Origin of the sequence: Crossiella sp. CA198 (assembly GCF_052078295.1) — a bacterium.
Classification (GTDB): Bacteria; Actinomycetota; Actinomycetes; order Mycobacteriales; family Pseudonocardiaceae; genus Crossiella.
Genome location: NZ_JBQJIM010000016.1, coordinates 90,015 through 107,755, shown reverse-complemented (window position 1 = coordinate 107,755; position 17,741 = coordinate 90,015). Strand labels below are relative to the sequence as shown.

General features: G+C 71.2%; 11 protein-coding genes and 1 pseudogene. 9 read left to right on the top strand and 3 right to left on the bottom strand.

Annotated features, from left to right (window positions below; translation table 11 throughout):
• Nucleotides 1-2 precede the first annotated feature (2 nt).
• Nucleotides 3-584 carry a DUF1707 SHOCT-like domain-containing protein gene (locus ACTOWY_RS26395; RefSeq protein ID WP_441312344.1) on the top strand — a complete coding sequence of 194 codons (582 nt, stop codon included), beginning with the start codon at nucleotides 3-5 and terminating at the stop codon, nucleotides 582-584.
• Between the two features lie 25 nt (nucleotides 585-609).
• On the opposite strand, the gene ptsP is transcribed toward ACTOWY_RS26395, so the two are convergent.
• A complete protein-coding gene (ptsP, locus tag ACTOWY_RS26390) occupies nucleotides 610-2,250 on the bottom strand; it encodes a phosphoenolpyruvate--protein phosphotransferase (RefSeq protein ID WP_441312343.1) in 1,641 nt (546 codons plus the stop codon).
• A gap of 511 nt (nucleotides 2,251-2,761) precedes the next feature.
• Here ptsP and ACTOWY_RS26385 point away from each other — a divergent pair.
• From ACTOWY_RS26385 to rbsD, 8 genes and pseudogenes are all read left to right on the top strand, one after another.
• The gene (locus ACTOWY_RS26385) at nucleotides 2,762-7,591 is read left to right on the top strand and encodes an SdrD B-like domain-containing protein (protein ID WP_441312342.1); all 4,830 of its coding nucleotides are present in this window, start codon (nucleotides 2,762-2,764) and stop codon (nucleotides 7,589-7,591) included.
• A gap of 471 nt (nucleotides 7,592-8,062) precedes the next feature.
• Nucleotides 8,063-9,058, top strand: a complete 996-nt coding sequence (locus ACTOWY_RS26380; RefSeq protein WP_441312461.1) for a LacI family DNA-binding transcriptional regulator — start codon at nucleotides 8,063-8,065, stop codon at nucleotides 9,056-9,058.
• Nucleotides 9,055-10,674, top strand: coding sequence for a sugar ABC transporter ATP-binding protein (locus tag ACTOWY_RS26375; RefSeq protein WP_441312341.1), 1,620 nt, complete (start codon nucleotides 9,055-9,057; stop codon nucleotides 10,672-10,674). The genes ACTOWY_RS26380 and ACTOWY_RS26375 overlap by 4 nt, the downstream gene beginning before the upstream one ends.
• Nucleotides 10,671-11,642: an ABC transporter permease gene (locus ACTOWY_RS26370; protein WP_441312340.1), complete on the top strand. Its 972-nt coding sequence runs from the start codon at nucleotides 10,671-10,673 to the stop codon at nucleotides 11,640-11,642. The genes ACTOWY_RS26375 and ACTOWY_RS26370 overlap by 4 nt, the downstream gene beginning before the upstream one ends.
• A gap of 33 nt (nucleotides 11,643-11,675) precedes the next feature.
• Nucleotides 11,676-12,623 carry a substrate-binding domain-containing protein gene (locus ACTOWY_RS26365; protein ID WP_441312339.1) on the top strand — a complete coding sequence of 316 codons (948 nt, stop codon included), beginning with the start codon at nucleotides 11,676-11,678 and terminating at the stop codon, nucleotides 12,621-12,623.
• Between the two features lie 57 nt (nucleotides 12,624-12,680).
• Nucleotides 12,681-13,622 (top strand): substrate-binding domain-containing protein, encoded by a 942-nt coding sequence (locus ACTOWY_RS26360; RefSeq protein WP_441312338.1) that lies wholly within the window; start codon nucleotides 12,681-12,683, stop codon nucleotides 13,620-13,622.
• Nucleotides 13,619-14,536, top strand: coding sequence for a ribokinase (gene rbsK, locus ACTOWY_RS26355; RefSeq protein ID WP_441312337.1), 918 nt, complete (start codon nucleotides 13,619-13,621; stop codon nucleotides 14,534-14,536). Before ACTOWY_RS26360 ends, rbsK begins: the two co-directional genes overlap by 4 nt.
• Nucleotides 14,533-14,823: pseudogene (gene rbsD, locus ACTOWY_RS26350) on the top strand (D-ribose pyranase); the annotation flags it as partial. The gene rbsK and the pseudogene rbsD, both read left to right, overlap by 4 nt.
• Nucleotides 14,824-14,919: 96 nt before the next feature.
• Here the strand turns inward: rbsD and ACTOWY_RS26345 are convergent.
• Together ACTOWY_RS26345 and ACTOWY_RS26340 are read right to left on the bottom strand one after the other, a co-directional pair.
• The gene (locus ACTOWY_RS26345; RefSeq protein WP_441312336.1) at nucleotides 14,920-16,767 is read right to left on the bottom strand and encodes a DUF2339 domain-containing protein; all 1,848 of its coding nucleotides are present in this window, start codon (nucleotides 16,765-16,767) and stop codon (nucleotides 14,920-14,922) included.
• A 206-nt stretch (nucleotides 16,768-16,973) separates the two neighbouring features.
• Nucleotides 16,974-17,735: a MerR family transcriptional regulator gene (locus tag ACTOWY_RS26340; RefSeq protein WP_441312335.1), complete on the bottom strand. Its 762-nt coding sequence runs from the start codon at nucleotides 17,733-17,735 to the stop codon at nucleotides 16,974-16,976.
• Nucleotides 17,736-17,741: the final 6 nt, after the last annotated feature.

Here is a 17,741-nt window from a genome sequence, read left to right as displayed (position 1 = left end):
GGGTGGCCGGAGAGCTGGAGCACCGCCACCTGCTGGTCTCCGACGCCGAGCGGATGCACGTGGTGCAACTCCTGGAGCGGGCCACCGGCCAGGGCCGGATCAGCCTGGCCGAGTTCACCACCCGCTCCGACCGCGCGCTGACCGCGCGCACCCGCGGCGAGCTGAACGCGGTGCTCATCGACGTGCCGGGGATGGTGCTCAACGAGTCGGTGGCCCGCGGCGAGCTGGTGCTGGGCCACAACGCGATGTCCTCGCTGGAACGCCGCGGCCGGTGGACCGTGCCCGGCAGGCTGGTGCTGCGCGGCACCGCGGGCCACACCCTGCTCGACTTCACCGAGGCGGTGATCGCCGAGCCGGTGGTGACCATCGAACTGCACAACGCGCTGGGCAGCACCACGCTCATCCTGCCCGAGGGGGCCACGGTGAACGTGGACTCGCTGGCCATGACCGCGGGCGCGGTCACCGACAAGGTCGGCGGCGGCGATCGCCCCGGTGACCCGCACTTCATCCTCACCGGCACGGTCCGCTTCGGCTCGGTGGAGATCAAGCGCCCGGCCCGGAAGTCCCGGTTCTTCCGCCGCTGACCCCCGGGCCCGCGCGGAATCCGGCTCAGTGCAGGGCGGCGTGCGCGGCGGTCCGGGCGTGTGCCGGGTCCTTGGCCGCCAGCGCGGCCCGCGCGGCCAGCTGGCAGGCGTCCAGCCGGACCCCGGCGAGCCTGGCCCCGACCTGGGTCAGCGCGGCGTTGTTCATGGACAGGCTGGTCAGGCCGAGCCCGGTGAGCACGCAGGCCAGGTCCGGATCCGCGGCGGCCTCACCGCACACCCCTGCCGGTTTGCCGGTGGCCGTGGCGGCCTCGCCGACCAGGGCGATCAGCCGGAGCAGGGCGGGCTGCCAGGGATCGTTGAGGGTGGCCAGCGCGCCGAGCATGCGGTCGGCGGCGAAGACGTACTGGGCCAGGTCGTTGGTGCCAAGGCTGACGAAGTCGACCGCGTCCAGCACCTCCCGCGCGGCCAGTGCCGCGGCCGGGATCTCGATCATCACCCCGGCCCTGGTCACCCCGGCGGCCCTGGCCCGCCCGGCGAACCAGGCGGCCTCCTCGGCGGTGGCCACCATCGGCGCCATCACCGAGACCTCGGCCCCGGTGTCCGCGGCGGCCGCGACGATGGCCTCCAGCTGCCGGTCCAGCACGCCGGCGGATTCCCTGGCGATGCGCAGACCGCGCACGCCCAGTGCCGGGTTGGGCTCCTCGACGGTGTTGAGGAAGGGCAGCGGCTTGTCCGCGCCCGCGTCCAGGGTGCGCACGATGACCGGCTTGCCCTGGAACGGGGCGAGCACCGCGGCGTAGGCCTCGCGCTGGGCGGCCACCGTGGGTTCCTCGGTGGCGGAGAGGAAGCAGAACTCGGTGCGGAACAGGCCGACGCCCTCCGCGCCGGTGGCCACCGCGGTCCTGGCGTCCTCGGCCGAACCGACGTTGGCCAGCACCTTCACCCGGTGCCCGTCGGCGAGCTTGCCGACCCCGTTCCACTCGACCTTGGGCGCGCGGGCCACCGCCTGGGCGGCCACCGTCCCGCCCGGCGCGGTGACCAGGCCGGTGCCGCCGTCCACGACCAGCCCGGCCGGGTCCAGCGCGAGCACGCCGCGGCAGGCCACCACCGCGGGAATGCCCAGCGAGCGGGCCAGGATCGCGGTGTGGCTGGTGGGGCCGCCCTCCTCGGTGACCAGGGCCAGCACCAGCTCCGGGTCCAGGCCCGCGGTGTCGGCCGGGGCCAGGTCGCGGGCCACCAGCACGCTCGGTCCGGTCAGCGCGGGCACGCCGGGCATCGGCACGTCCAGCAGGGTGGCCACGATCCGGTCCCGCACGTCGTGCACGTCCCTGGCCCGTTCGGCCAGGTAGCCACCTGCCGCGGCGAGCATGGTGGCGAAGCCGTTGGCCGCCTCGTACACCGCGCGCGGCGCGGGCAGGCCGCGCTCACGCACCAGCTTCTCCGCCTCGGCCAGCAGCGCCGGGTCGGCGGCCATCGCGGCGGTGGTCTCCAGCACCACCCTGGACTCGCCCTGCACCGCGGCGGCCCGCCGGTTCAGCTCGGCCACCACCGCGTCCGCGGCCGGTTTGATCCGCGCGGCCTCGGCCACGGGGTCCGCTGGCGCCGGGCTCGCCGACGGCTCCGGCAGCGGCTCGGCCACCCTGACCACCGGCCCAGCGGCCTGACCTGGGCTGACTCCGACACCGACCAGCTGGGTTCCCGACATGGTCTAGACCATACCGAAGAAGTAGGGGTTCCCGGCTCCGTGACGCGGATCACGCAAGGTGACCAGCCTGGCATCGGTGATCAACACCATCGCCTGACCCCTTTTCTCGTTCGAGTCGACAGCCATCGCTTTCCGCGTTGGCCGCGATCCGCTGGCCGAACCCGGATTTCGCGACCAGATCGTGTCCCGCCCCTAACGATAGCCCGTTTCTCCTACTGGCTGTAGTCGGTAAAACCCGAGAACCACGCGAATTCGGGGGACCGGACCGCGCTCAGTGCTTCCCCGCGAGCAAAGTTCACCTTGGCTGGTGACCCCCCATCACTCTTCCCGAGCAATACCGTGCGCGCGAGCCGATCTTCGACTCAGCTAATTCCTGTGACCGTATTCCCGGGAGCGTGACGTGAGAAGACCGATAGGGCTGGTTGCAGCAGCCACCCTTGCGGCGACCAGCGCGGCTGTCCTCGTCCACCCGGCACCCGCGGCAGCGGGTCCGGGCGATGGCACCCTGCGCGTGAGCGTCGTTCGTGATCTCAACGGCAATGGCACTTATGAGCCTGCGCTGGAACTGGGAGTCGCCGGAATTCCGGTGACCGTGACCGATCCGAGTGGCGGCTCGGCATCGGGGAACACCGGCGCCGACGGTGCGGTGACCGTGGCACTGGGAAGCGTCACCGGCGGCAAGTACCGCGTTGAGGCGACTATTCCCGCGGACAAGTCCTACCTGAAGCCGGCACCCGCCGGAACGGGCCTTTCCTCGCTGACCGAATTCGTCGACGTCACCGCGGGCAAGAACGTCGCCCTGACCATGGGCGTGTGGAACCCGGCCGACTACTGCCAGGCCAACCCGACGCTGGCCACCGCCTGCGAACGGGACGCGCTGCTGGTCGGGCAGAACCCGGGCGCCCGCTCCCTGGTGAGCTTCCCCTTCACCGCGCGGGCGCAGTCCCCGGCCCCCACTCAGCTGGCCAACCAGGGCCAGACCGGCACGGTCTACGGCATGGCCTACCGCAAGTCGGACAAGCGGTTGTTCTCCGGCGCCTTCGCCAAGCGGCTCGGGCTCTACGGCCCCGGCGGCGCAGGCGCGATCTACGTGACCACGGTGGGTGGCGCGACCAGCCAGTTCGCCACGGTGCCCAACGCGGGCTCGACCGCGCACGCGATGAACGCCGACTTCGACGGCAAGTTCTTCGGCGTGCCTGGCAAGGAGAGCCTGGGCGATCTGGAGATCTCCGAGGACGGCAAGGACCTCTACGTCGTCAACATGGCGGACAAGAAGCTCTACGTCTACGACGCCACCGCGGCCACCGCGAGCGCGCCGAAGGGCTCCTACGCCATCCCGGCGACGGCCTGCGCCAGTGCGGCGGACTGGCGGCCCGGCGCACTGGGCGCCAGGGACGGCGTGGTCTACGTCGGCGGGGTCTGCTCCGGCGGGTCCAGCCAGCGGCTGGCCGACGTGAAGGCCGCGGTGTTCCCGTTCACCGGCGGCGCCTTCGGGGCCGCGGTGGTGAACAAGACGCTGGACTTCCAGCGCGGTGAGGCCTTCATCGACTCCGGCACCACCTGGCACCCCTGGCTGGACACCTGGGACCTGAACCGGATCACCCACCGGCAGGCCCAGTTCGACCGCGAGTCGGAGAACGTGGCCTACCCGCAGCCGCTGATGACCGACATCGGCGTGGAGACCGACGGCGACCTGGTGCTCGGCTTCCGGGACCGCTTCGGCGACCAGCTCGGCCAGCAGACCCCGTCCCCGGACGGCAGCGCCCGCGGCACCACCTACAACGCGGTGATCGGCGGTGACTACAACCGGGTCTGCAGGCAGGCAGGCGGCAGCTTCTCCTGGGAGGGCACCGCGGCCAACTGCCCGAACAACAACACCGGTTCGGACAACGGCAACGAGCCGGCCTCGGTGGTCGAGTACTACCCCGGCGAGTTCTTCCGCAGGCACGCCGAGACCGCGATGGGCGCGGTGGCGATCGTGCCCGGCGCGAGCCGGATGCCGGCGACCGTGATGGACCCGCTGGACTTCCGCTCCGGCGGTATCGGCTGGTTCGACCGGACCAACGGCACCATGCAGAACGAGGAGCACTCCAACGCCTACCAGGTCCTGGACGAGACCAGCGAGGGCTGGGGCAAGGCCAACGGCCTCGGCGACCTGGAGGCGCTCTGCGACCAGGCCCCGGTGCAGATCGGCAACCGGGTCTGGTTCGACGCCGACTCCGACGGCGTGCAGGACGGTGATGAGCCCGCGCTGCCCGGGGTCAAGGCGACCCTGCTGGCCTGCGGCAGCACCACGGTGCTGGGCACCAGGACCACCGACGCCAAGGGCCAGTACTACTTCGGCGCGGCCGAGGGGGTGCAGCCGGAGAGCTGCTACACGGTGAAGTTCGACTACTCCGCCGCGGACACCTCGGGCCTGCCGGGTGCGCCACCACCGGCCACCCTGAACTGGACCGGCAAGGAGGCCGGGTCCAGCCGGACCGTGGACTCCAACGTCGACCCGGCCACCGGCGCGGCCACCGTCACCGTCGGCCCGGCGGGCGCGGACGACCACAGCATCGACGCCGGTGTCACGGCCGCCCCGCCGAACAAGCTGGGTGACCTGGTCTGGGTGGACACCAACCGCAACGGCGTGCAGGACACCGGTGAACCGCCGGTGCCAGGAGTCAAGGTGACCGCGAAGAAGCCGGACGGCAGCGCGGCCGGCACCGCGACCACCGACGCCACCGGCAAGTACCTGATCAGCCCGTTGCCCGACGGCGCCTATTCGGTCTGCTTCGACCTTTCCGGCCTCGCGCCCGAGTACCAGGGCTACCTGCTCACCAGGCCGAACGCCGGCGGTGCGGACGCCAAGGACTCCGACCCGGATCCGGCCACCGGCTGCACCGCGAGCACCACGCTCGGCCCGGGCAAACGGGAGGACCTGACCCTGGACGCGGGTATCCGGCCGGGCAACCGGCTCGGCGACTACGTCTGGATCGACGCGAACAAGAACGGCGTCCAGGACGCGCCGGAGAGCCCGGTGGCCGGCGCGCCGGTGATCCTCAAGGACGGTGCGGGCGCGGTGCTCGGCAACACCACGACCAACGCGAGCGGGCAGTACCTGTTCGACAAGCTGAAGGACGGCGTCTACCAGGTCTGCTTCGACCTGACCAAGCTGCCAGCCAACCTCGGTGACTACGTGCCGACCAAGGCCAACACCGGAGCAGATGACGCGAAAGACTCCGACGCCGACCCGGTCACCGGCTGCACCGAGGTGGTCGAGCTGGGTCCGGGCAAGCGGCAGAACCTGACCCTGGACGCCGGTCTGGTCAACCCGCCGAACAAGCTGGGTGACTACGTCTGGGTGGACAGCAACAAGGACGGTCTCCAGGACGCCGGCGAACTACCGGTGCCCGGGGTGACCGTGGTGGTCAAGGACGGCGGCGGCACGGAGGTGGGTCGCACCACCACCGACGAGCAGGGCAAGTACCTCTTCGACAAGCTGCCCGACGGCAAGTTCTCGGTCTGCTTCGGCATCGAGGGCCTGCCCGGCGACTTCGCCGACTACCAGGTCACCCAGCGCTACGCCGGTGACGACGGCCAGGACTCCGACGCCGATCCGGCCTCCGGGTGCACCGAAGCGGTGGACCTCGGACCGGGCAAGCGGGAGAACCTGACCCTGGACGCCGGGCTGATCCGCCCGGTGAACCGGCTCGGCGACTACGTCTGGGTCGACGCGAACAAGAACGGCGTCCAGGACGCGGGCGAGACCCCCGTGTCCGGGGTGACCGCGGTGCTGCGGACCGCCAGCGGGGCCGAGGTGGCCACCACCAAGACCGACGCCCAGGGCAAGTACCTGTTCACCGATCTGCCCGATGGCAGCTACCAGGTGTGCTTCGACGTCAAGAAGCTCCCGGCCAACGTCGGCGACTACACGCTGACCACGGCGAACTCCGGTGACGACGGCAAGGACTCCGACGCGGACCCGGTCACCGGGTGCACGCCGGTGGTCGGGCTGGGCACCGGCAAGCGGGAGAACCTGACGCTGGACGCGGGCCTGGTGGCCCCGGTGAACCGCCTCGGCGACTACGTCTGGGTGGACACCAACCGCAACGGCGTCCAGGACCAGGGCGAATCCCCGGTGCCCGGCGTGCCGGTGAAGGTCAGCAACCGCAACGGCGAAACGGTCACGACGAAGACGAACGAGCAGGGCAAGTACCTCTTCGAGGGACTGCCCAACGGCCTGTACCAGGTGTGCTTCGACCTGAAGAACCTGCCTGCGGCCAACGCGGGCTACCTCACCACGAGGCAGGACGCGGGTTCGGCGGACGCGAAGGACTCCGATGCCAACGCCGACGGCTGCACCAACCCGGTGGAGCTGAGTGTGGGCAAGCGCGAGGTGCTCACCGTCGACGCGGGTCTCCGGGTGCCGAACCGGCTCGGTGACTACGTGTGGGTGGACGCCAACCGCAACGGCATCCAGGAGGCCGGGGAGAAGCCGGTGGCCGGGGTGACCGCGGTGCTCAAGGACGCCGGCGGCAAGCAGCTGGCGACCACCAAGACCGATGCCCAGGGCAAGTACCTCTTCGGCAAGCTGCCGGATGGCACCTACCAGGTGTGCTTCGACGGCAAGTCGCTTCCCGCGCCCTACGGCGACTTCCAGGTCACCGTGCAGAACGCGGGCACGGCCGACACCGACTCCGATGTCGACCCGGCGACGTGGTGCACCAAGACCACGACGCTCGGTGTGGACAAGCCGGAGGACCTGACCCTGGACGCGGGCATCGCGGCGCCGGTGAACCGGCTCGGCGACTACGTCTGGGTGGACAAGAACGGCAACGGCCTGCAGGACCCGGATGAGCCAGGGGTGCCCGGCGTGCCGGTGAAGGTGGTCGACAAGGACGGCAAGACCGTCAAGGAGACCAGCACCGGCAAGGACGGCAAGTACCTGGTCGAGGGAGTGCCGGACGGCAGCTACACGGTCTGCTTCGGGCTGAAGAGCCTGCCGTCCGCACTGGCCGGCTACCTGCCGGCCAAGGCGGCGGCCGGGGATCCGGCGAAGGACTCCGACGCCGATCCGGCCACCGGCTGCGCCAAGCCGGTCGCCCTCGGACCGGGCCAGCGGGAGAACCTCACCATCGACGCGGGCCTGCTCGCGCCGAAGCCCGCACCCGCACCCGGTCCCGGTCCTGGGCCCGGTCCCGGTCCGTGGCCCGCTCCGGTGGCGGACCAGGGCAAGCTGGCCGACACCGGCGCCGACGTCGGGTGGCTGATCGCACTGGGCCTGCTGGCCCTGGGCGGCGGCGCCGGGCTGATGCTGCTGGCCAACCGGCGACGCCGGCGCACCGACAGCGCCTGACCTGGGCTAGCTGACACAAGCCGAAGGGCCGCCATCTCCCCAGATGGCGGCCCTTCTGTTGTCAGTCGTCCCCCGGCAGGCCCCCTCGACCCGCCCCTGACACTGACTTGTTCTCTCCCGTCCACCCCCTCGTGCTGCCCGCGACGGCGGAGCAGGCACCCTGTGCACGGAAAAGACCTGGATGCGCCTCCGCCAGCCACACCGCGGGAGTGGCGGGGGAGGCGCACTTCCGGCTCCCACGACACACACTCTGCCCGGTACGGACCCGCCGAGACATCCGTGCGAATACCTACATCTCGCACGGGTTAACCCTTCGTGATCTGTTGGCTACTGAAGCGATACAGAACTTTCGGCGGCTTGTGTAATCGAATAACCTTGGCATGTAATCGAATACACAACGGAACGTAGTAAGTCAGATACACGACGGGGGACTTCCCCACCCACGTCTGGAGGATCGGGTCGTTGGCGACCATGAAGGACGTCGCACTACGTGCTGGCGTCTCCACCGCCACGGTGTCCCGGGTACTGAACGGCCATGCCGCGCCCACTGACGCCACTCGCGAACGCGTGCTCACCGCGGTCGCGGAACTGGGGTACCGGCCCAACGTGCTGGCCCGGTCCCTGCGCATGCACAGCACCCAGACCCTGGGGCTGGTGATCAGCGATCTGCTGAACCCCTTTTTCGGCGAGATCGCCAGGGCGGTCGAGGACGAGGCGCGCAAGCACGGCTACTGCGTGGTCTTCGGCAACGCCGATGAGAGCGATGAGCAGCAGCGCCGCTACGTGCGCACCCTGCTGGACCGCCGGGTCGACGGCCTGCTGGTGTGCCCGGCCAGCGACGATCCGGAATGGCTGGCCGAGATCACCGACAGCGGCGTGCCGCTGGTGCTGCTCGACCGCGCGGTGCCGGCCAGCGACGCCCCGGTGATCAGGGCCGACGGCGTGGCCGCGCTGCGCGAGCTGGCCAAGCACCTGCTGAGCCTGGGGCACCGGCGGATCGGCGTGATCGCCGGGCCGGAGAACACCAGCACCGGCCGGGAGCGGCTGGCCGCGTTCACTTCGGCACTGGCCGAGCTGGGCCTGGCCGCGCAGGCCACCCAGATCGCGCACGGCGACTTCCGCCGGGCCAGCGGCGCCCGCGCGGCCGGTGAGCTGCTGGACCTGCCGGACGCGCCCAGCGTGCTGGTGGCGATGGACAACCTGATGGGCCTTGGCGCGCTCGAAGAGCTGCGCAGGCGGCGGCTGCGGCTGCCCCACGACGTCGGCCTGGCCGTCTACGACGACCTGGCCTGGTTCCCGCTGTTCGAGCCGCCGATCACCGTGGTCGCCCAGCCCACCGAGGAGATGGGCAGCGCGGCAGTGCGCGAACTGCTCGGGCTCATCTCGGGCGAGCGCGCGAAGAACGTGAGTCTGTCGGCCAAGTTGATCGCCCGCGGCTCGTGTGGCGAACACGGAGGAATTGCATGAGCGTCCTGCTCCGCGTCGAAGGTGTCACCAAGCGGTTCACCGGCGCGCTCGCGCTGGCCGATGTGGATCTCGAGGTGCGCGCGGGCGAGGTGCACGTCCTGCTCGGGGAGAACGGGGCTGGCAAGAGCACGCTGGTCAAGGTGCTCGCCGGGGTGCACAAGCCGGATGCAGGGAAGGTGTTCCTGGCCGGCGAGCAGGTGAAGATCACCTCGCCGCTGCACGCCCGCTCGCTCGGCCTGGCCGTGATCTACCAGGAGCTGACCCTGGTCGGGCAGCTCTCGGTGGCGGAGAACCTGTTCCTGGGCCGCCAGCCGCGCCGCTTCGGCGTCATCGACCACCGGCGGATGCGCCGGGACGCGGTGCCGCTGCTGGAGCGGGTCGGGCTCAAGGTCGACCCGGCCACCCCGCTGAGCAAGCTGGGCATCGCCCAGCAGCAGATGGTGGAGATCGCCCGCGCGCTGGATCAGGATGCCCGGATCCTGGTGCTGGACGAGCCCACCGCGGTGCTCACCGAGAGCGAGACCGACCGGCTGCTGGAGATCATGGACCAGCTCCGGCGGCAGGGCGTCGGCCTGGTGTTCATCACCCACCACCTGGAGGAGATCCGCCGGATCGCGGACCGGATCACCGTGCTCCGGGACGGGCGCAGCGTGGGCGTGCTGCCCGCCGGGTCCACCGAGGACGAGATGGTCCAGCTGATGGTCGGGCGGACCATCGAGGAGCAGTACCCGCGCCGGGCCGAAGAGGGCGGTGCGGTCGCGCTCAAGGTGCACAAGCTGTGCCGCAAGGGCGCATTCGCCGATGTCTCCTTCGAGGTCAAGGCCGGTGAGGTGCTCGGCATCGCCGGCCTGGTCGGCTCCGGCCGGACCGAGGTGGCCCGCGCGGTCTTCGGCGTGGACGGCTACGACTCGGGCCGGGTCGAGGTGGCCGGACGGCAACTGCCGGCAGGCAACGTGCAGGCGACCATGCGGGCCGGGCTGGGCCTGGTGCCGGAGGACCGCAAGGGCCAGGGCCTGGTGCTGACCTCCAGTGTCGGGGAGAACCTCGGCCTGGTGACCCTGCGCGGGACCAGCCACCTCGGCCTGATCGACCGGCGCGGGCAGGCGCGCAAGGCCGAGGAGATCTCCGGCAAGCTGCGGGTGCGCTGCGCCGGGCTGGGCCAGACCGTCAAGGAACTCTCCGGCGGCAACCAGCAGAAGATCGCCATCGGCAAGTGGCTGCTGGCCGACCCGCAGGTGCTCGTGCTCGACGAGCCGACCCGCGGCGTGGACGTGGGCGCCAAGGTCGAGATCTACGAGCTGATCAACCAGATGACCGCCAACGGGCGTGCGGTGGTGCTGATCTCCAGCGACCTGCCCGAGGTGATCGGGATGAGCGACCGGGTGCTGGTGATGGCCGGTGGCCGGGTGGCAGGCGAACTCAGCGCGGCCGAGGCCACCCAGGACTCGGTGATGGCGCTGGCCGTCTCCGACCCGGCGGCCCGGCGGCGGGTGCCCAGCTTCAGCGCGGCCTGGAACGAGGCCGAGCAGGCTGAGCAGCTCGAAGCGCAGAACCGGCAGGACCAGGACGAAACCGGCGGGATCACCGTCGACAGCACACGGGAGCAGCGGGCATGACCACCACCACCGGAACCACCCAGCGGCGGAAGGGTCCCGACCTCGGGCGGCTGCTGTCGGACAACGGCGCGCTTGGTGGCCTGCTGCTGCTCGTAGTCACCCTGAGCCTGCTCACCCCGACCTTCCTGACCGCGCAGAACCTGCTCAACGTCGGTGTGCAGGCCGCGGTGGTCGCGGTGCTCGCCTTCGGCCAGACCTTCGTGATCGTCTCTGCCGGCGTCGACCTCTCGGTCGGCAGCGTGGCGGCCCTGTCCGGCATCGTGGCCGCCTACACCGCGGCCGAGACCGGTCTGCCCGGCTGGCTGGCGCTGATCGCCGGCCTGGGCGTGGGCGCGCTGGCCGGCCTGATCAACGGCGTGCTGGTCAGCTACGGCAGGCTGCCCGCCTTCATCGCCACCCTGGCCATGCTCAGCGTGGCCCGCGGCCTGACCCTGGTGGTCTCCCAGGGCGCGCCCAAGGTCACCCCGGACGAGGTGACCTTCCTGGGCTCCACCATCGGCGCCTTCCTGCCCGTGCCGCTGCTGGTGATGCTCGGTGTGCTGGCGCTCACAAGTTTCATCCTCAACCGGACCTACCCGGGCCGCACGATGTACGCGATCGGCGGCAACGAGGAGGCGGCGATGCTCTCCGGCATCGACGTCCGCAAGAACAAGTTGATCATCTACGCGCTGTCCGGGCTGTTCGCGGGCATCGCGGGCATTCTGCTGGCCGGCCGGCTCGGCTCCGCCGGGCCGCAGGCCGCTGTGGGGTACGAGCTGGACGCGATCGCCGCCGTGGTCATCGGCGGAGCCTCCCTTTCGGGCGGAGTTGGGCGGGCCAGCGGCGCTTTCGTCGGAGCTCTGGTCCTCGCGGTATTGCGCAACGGGCTCAACCTGGTCCAGGTTTCTCCTTTCTGGCAACAGGTCGTGATCGGCGTGGTAATCGCCGTGGCCGTCCTGGTTGACACCCTTCGCCGCCGCAGTCGCTGACCGATGAGGACCAGCAGAAAGGGACACTCCGCAATGAGGCACTCCAGGCGGGCCATCCTCGCCGCCGCGACCGCCGCCGCACTCGTGTTCATCGCCGCCTGCGATCCCAGCAGTGACGCGAACACCCCAGCCCCAGGTGGGGAGATCGTGATCGGTTTCGCGTCCTCCACCCTGACCAACCCCTTCTTCCTCCAGCTCAAGGAGGGCGTCCAGCAGGGCGAGAAGGAGCAGGGCGTCAAGGTCATCTACATGGACGCCAACAACGACGCGACCACCCAGCTCACCCAGGTGCAGAGCCTGGTGAGCCAGCGGGTCAAGGCGATCCTGCTCAACCCGGTGGACACCGAGCAGTCCAAGCCCGCGGCCATCGCGGCGGAGAACGCGCGCATCCCGCTGGTCGCGGTGGACCGCGCGGTCACCGGTGGCCGGGTGATCTCGGAGGTCTCCTCGGACAACGTGCAGGGCGGGGTCGAGGCGGCCGCCGCGCTGGCCAAGGCCACCGGTCCCGGCGAGGTGCTGCACCTGCAGGGCCTGCTGGGCACCTCGGCCAGCCGGGACCGCGGGGAGGGCTTCCAGCAGGGTCTGGCGCTGCGCTCCAGTGTCCGCATCGCGCTGTCCAAGACCGCCGAGTTCGACCGGGCCAAGGGCATGTCGGTGACCACCGACATGGTCACCGCCAAGTCCGGGGTGAAGGGCCTCTTCGCCGAGAACGACGACATGGCCCTTGGCGCGGTGCAGGCACTGGGCGAGCGCGCGGGCAAGGACTTCCAGATCGTCGGCTTCGACGGCACGCCCGAGGCGCTGGCCGCGGTGGACAGCGGCAAGATGGCCGCCACTGTGGCGCAGCAGCCGAGGGAACTGGGCCGTCAGGCGGTTGAGCAGGCGGTTCGCTACCTCAAGGGTCAGACCGTCCGGAACCTCATCGAGATCCCGGTCCGGGTCGTCACCAAGGCGAACGTCCGCGAGTTCCTGAACAACTGAGCACCACCCTTTGATTCCACCGGCCCCCACCCGGTAGGCAAGGAAAGGTAACCCCGAATGAAGATGCTCAACCGCGCCGTGTTCGCCACCCTGGCGGCGTCGACCCTGGCGTTCACCGCGGCATGCGGCGGCGGCGCAGGCACCGGCAACTCCGGTTCCGGCGAGACCGTGATCGGCGTGACCCTGTCGACGCTGTCCAACACCTTCTTCACCACCCTGCGGGACGCGGCCCAGAAGGCCGCGGACGGCGCCAAGGTGAAGCTGGTCGTCCAGGACGCGCAGAACGACGCTGCCACCCAGCTCTCCCAGGTGCAGAACTTCGTCAGCCAGGGCGTCAAGGCGATCATCATCAACCCGGTCGACTCCGACCAGGCGACCCCGGCCGCCAAGCTCGCGGAGAACGCCAAGATCCCGGTCATCGCGGTGGACCGGACGATCAACAACGCCACCGTGGCCGCCTCGATCGCCTCGGACAACGTCCAGGGCGGCCAGCTCGCCGCGGACACCCTGGCCAAGCTGGTCGGCGCCGGCGACGTGCTGCACCTGCAGGGCGTGCTCGGCACCTCGGCCAGCCGCGACCGCGGCCAGGGCTTCACCACCAACATCAAGAACGCCGCCGGGATCAAGGTCGCCGCGACCCAGACCGCGGAGTTCGAGAAGGCCAAGGGCATGTCGGTGACCACCGACCTGCTGCAGGCGCAGGCAGGCACCAAGGGCGTCTTCGCCGAGAACGACGACATGGCCCTTGGCGCGGTGCAGGCACTGGGTGACCGCGCGGGCAAGGACGTCAAGGTCGTCGGCTTCGACGGCACCGCGGACGCGATCACGGCCATCGAGTCGGGCAAGCTCTCCGCGAGCGTGGCGCAGCAGCCCGCCGAGCTGGGCAAGCTCGCCATCGAGCAGGCGGTGAAGGCGGCCAAGGGCGAGAAGACCGAGGCCAAGATCTCCGTCCCGGTCAAGGTCATCACCAAGGACAACCTGGCCGAGTTCAAGAAGTGATCACATCGCTGACCGCGCTCACCGACATCGTGGTGGTCGGGTCCGCCAACGCGGACCTGGTGACCACGGTGGCTCGGCGCCCTGCCGCCGGTGAAACCGTGCTGGGCTCTGACCTGCGGGTCTCACCCGGCGGCAAGGGCGCGAACCAGGCGGTCGCGGCTGCCCGGCTCGGCGCCGGGGTGGCCTTCCTGGGCGCGGTCGGCGATGACGAGCACGGCCAGCTGTTGCTGGAGTCGATGCGGTCGGCGGGGGTGCGCACCGAACACGTGCGCACGCCCGACCGGCCCACCGGCATCGCGCACATCACGGTCACCCCGGACGGGGAGAACTCGATCGTGGTCTCACCCGGCGCCAACGGCACCCTCACCACCGCGGACATCGACCGCGCCGCCTCGGTGATCGCCATCTCCACCGTGGTGCTGGTGTCCCTGGAAGTGCCCATGCCCGCCGCGTTGCGCGCCATCGAACTGGCCCGTGCCGCCGGGGTGCGCACGGTGCTCAACCTGTCCCCGCCCGGCCCGCTCACCGCGGACGCACTGGCCGCGCTGGACCCCTTGATCGTCAACGAGCACGAGGCAGGCTGGCTGCTCGGCGCGGAGACCACCAGCGCGGACGGTCCGGCGCTGGCCGAGGCGCTGCTCGCGCTCGGGCCGCGTTCGGTGGTGGTGACCCTCGGCGGCCGCGGCGCGGTGGTGGCCACCCCGGACTGCGTGTCCACGGTGGCCGCGCCCCGGGTCAGCCCGGTGGACACCACCGGTGCGGGCGATGCCTTCGCCGGCGCGCTGGCCGCCCGGCTCTCCGCCGGGGAGGAACTGCTGGCCGCGGCCACCTTCGCGGTGCACGCGGCGGCGATCTCGGTGACCCGCCCCGGCGCGCAGCCCTCCTACCCGACCCGCGGCGAGGTGCACGCGTGAAACGCGGCGGCATCCTGCACGCCGAGCTGAGTGCCGCGCTGGCCCGGCTCGGTCACACCGACGAACTGGTGATCGCCGACTGCGGCCTGCCCATCCCGGACGGCCCCAAGCTGATCGACCTGGCCTTCTCCTTCGGCGTGCCGACCTTCCTGGACGTGCTGGACGGGTTGCTGCGCGAGCTGGTCGTGGAGAGCGCGCTGGTGGCCAGCGAGATGAGCGCGGCCAACCCGAGCTGCGCGGTGGCCATGGCCGAGCGGCTGCCCGAGCTGGAGCGGGTGGACCACGAGGAGTTCAAGCGCCGGGTCTCCGGCGCGAAGCTGGTCGTGCGGACCGGCGAGGCCAGGCCCGTACGCCAACATCCTGCTCCGCTGCGGCGTGCCGTTCTAGCTCGCGACCTCGCCCTCTTCCTTCACCGCGGCCACCAGCCGGGCGTACCGGGTGCCGACCACCAGCAGCACCAGTCCGGCGCCGAGCACCGCGGCCACCCTGGCCAGTCCGTCCAGCGCGGCCAGATCGAACAGGAACAGCTTGGCCAGCGCGATGCCGAGCAGCACCATCCCGGTGACCCGCAGGTGCGCCGAGCGGATGCCGCGCAGCAGCAGCACCAGTGCGGCCGCGGTCCAGCTGAGCGTGACCAGCACGTGCCCGGTGAGGAAGCCGTCCCGGTCGGGCAGCGCGAGCAGCGCCGTGCCGAGCACCGCGGTGGCCGTGCCATAGAGCGCGATCACCGCCGCGATCAGCCACAGTGGCCGCTGGTCCGCGCTTTCCGCCGGACCGCGCAGCAGCCCGCTGCGGTAGGCGGCCACCGGCACCGCCACCGCCACCGCGGCCAGCAGCAGCCCGGCCACCGGCGTGCTCACCTCGACCGGCGCGAGCGGTTCGCGGATGAGCAGCTTGACCGGGATGGTGCCGATCAGCGCGGCGAACAGCCCGGTCCAGGCGTAGCCGAGGGCGCCGAAGAGCGGCAGCCTGCTGCGTTGCCACCAGGCCAGTCCGGCCAGCAGCAGCGCGCAGCCGAGCAGGGTGAGCGAGCGGGAGTTGCCCTCGGCGTAGGTCATGATCGCTTGGAATATGCCGATCAATCCGAGTGCGGCGGAGGTGATGGCGAACCGCCTGGTCAGCCACTTGCCCGCGGCGGCGAAGGCGAAGGCCACCAGGGCGAAGCCGATGGCGGCCCTGGTCGCGCCGACCTGGTTGAGGATGCCGGCGGACAGCAGCGGCGGCACCGCGGCCGAGGCCAGCACCACCAGCGGCACCGGGTCGCTGGGCCGCAGCCGGGCGGCGGCCGCGGCCAGCAGCATGGCCAGCACCGCGGCGCCAAAGCCGACCGCGATGGTGGCGTACTGCTCCTCGGCGGTGAGGATGGCACGCAGGCTGGCGGCCACCGAGCCGAGCAGCGCGGGCAGCGTGGCCGCGGCGATCAGTCCGGACCACTGCCGGATCAGCTGCACCGGGGCGGCGGCCAGGGCGAGCACCATCAGGAAACCGACCAGCAGCGGGGTGAAGGCCATGGTCAGCATCGGCGCGCTGAGCGCGGCGCCCAGCACCACGCCGACGGCCAGCGGCTGGGCGTCCCAGCGCACCGCCAGCCACAGCCCGGCCGCGGTGACCACGAGTCCGGCGAGGAGTCCGCCCTGCGCGGGCAGGAAGTCGTGCAGTGAGGTGGCCGCGACGATGTCCAGGTAGAGCGCGGCGAAGCCGGTGGCCGCCAGCGCGTACCCGGTGGTCCGCCCGCCGGGCCGGGTGTAGGCCCGCAGTGCGAGCCCGACCAGCGCCAGCCCGAGCAGCGCACCGCCGACCACCCTGGGCACCGGCCCGAAGTAGCCCCGCTGCGCGGCCAGGACCAGGAACAACACCAGGCCGAGCAGGGTGACGCCGCCACCGACCCAGGTGACGATCCGGCTGTTGCGGCGTTGCCGCGCGGCCGGGTCCATCGGCGGGGGTGGTGGCGGGGGCTGCCAGGGCGGGATCGCGCCCGGCGGCAGGCCCATCGGCACCGGCGGCGGCCCCATCGGGACCGGCATCGGCATGGGGGCCTGGATCGTCGGCGGCAGCCCGGCCGGAGCCGGGAACTGCCTGGTCGGAGCCGGTGGCGGCGGGGCGGCCTGCACGGGCGGCGCCTGTCCCGTGCTTGCCTGCACCGCGGAGCGCAGCTCCGTTTCCAGCGCCTGCAGCCGCAGGCCCATCTCGCGGAGTTCCTGCGCCACACGCAACACCGGTTGAGCGGTCATGTGCGACAGGGTGCGGCCTGGGCACACGTTGGTAAATCCGCAGGACTACTCAGTCCGCGTTACAAACTGGCCGCGACCAAGCTGTGGATAACTAGAACATGCAGCTCAGAGCGGCAATTTTCACCCACGAGGAGCAACCTGCCAGCAGGTTTCTCCACAACTGATCCCCAGTTGTCCACAGCTTGTCCGGGGATCGGTGCACAACTTCAGCCCCTGGCCGCGCGCACCGCGTCCAGGAACGCGGCCGTCTCGGCGGACGGGCCACACTGCTGCTCACGCAGCTGCGCCCGCATCTGCTCGCCCTGCTCGGCCCACATCTTCTCCACCGCGGCCTTGATGCCCTCATCCCCGCCGTGGAAGGCGAAGATCAGCTCGTCCATCCGCCCGACCACGCGCACCGCGCGCTCGTCGGTCGGCGCGGCGCCCTCGGCCATCAGGGCGTCGATCTCGGCGAACAGCCGTGGCCATTCGTTCTCGGCCTCCTTGATGGTCTCCTCGCCGATCTCCTCCCGGCGGCGGGCCAGCTGGTCGAGCTGCTCCTCGGTGTAGTAGTTCTCGATCATCGTCATCGACTCCAGCACTTGTAGGAACTCCGCGGCGTCCGGGGAGACCGATCCGTCCAGCCGTTCCAGCAGCGAACGCACCTGCTCGCGCAGCCGCTGGGCGGCGCGAACCTGGTTGTCGAGCTGGCCGAGCTGGGTGTGCAGCACCTCGCGCAGCACCTCGGGATCGGCGGCGGCCCCCTGCAGCGCGGCGCCCACGTCCTCCAGCGAGAGGCCGAAGGAACGCAGCGCGCGCACCCGGTACAGCCGCTGGAGATCAGCGGCGGTGTACCGGCGGTGGCCTGCCGAGGTCCGTTCGCTCGGCCGCACCAGCCCGATCTGGTCGTAGTGGTGCAGCGTGCGGACGGTCAGTCTGGTGGCCCGCGCCAGTTCCCCGACGCTCCACCGCTTGGTTTCCCCGTTCACGTCGAT